Here is a 425-nt window from a genome sequence, read left to right as displayed (position 1 = left end):
CAATATAACTGCCAATAGAAGCCAGAGAATCCCTGAAAAAATGATTCCTAGTAGCCCAGCAACTGTCGCTCTATTGAGGTATGACGGTGGAGAGTAATCGATCTCAGAAATACTGTCTACTCTGATATCTGTGATTGACTTAGCCGTGTCAAAGACTAATCGAGAATCTGTACAAATGAGTTTCCCAGTTCCTGTCAATGGAGGTGTTGGCGTTGTCTGGTCAACATCTGCAGATGCCAGACGTGCCTCATTATTTTTCACATACTCATCTGCATTCATATTATAGCGTCAAATACATTCATCAGTGTCTACTTTAATTTACGTATTGCTTTCCAGTTCGATACTAGTGACCCTCTTTAGCTATGAATACGATAGGAATTTGATAGAAACCAATCCGGTCTAATCTTGTTCGATCTGGATATCGT

1 protein-coding gene is annotated in these 425 nt (G+C 40.2%); it reads right to left on the bottom strand.

Annotated elements, in window-relative coordinates; genetic code table 11:
• Positions 1-279: hypothetical protein (locus FY251_RS22920; protein WP_222847907.1), on the bottom strand; the 279-nt coding region annotated here is incomplete at its 3' end.
• Positions 280-425 lie beyond the last annotated feature (146 nt).

The organism is Haloferax sp. KTX1 (assembly GCF_902410085.1).
GTDB classification, from domain to species: Archaea; Halobacteriota; Halobacteria; order Halobacteriales; family Haloferacaceae; genus Haloferax; species Haloferax massiliensis.
The sequence above is the reverse complement of the archived record's forward strand: the minus strand, read 5'-3'. Positions and strand labels throughout refer to the sequence as shown.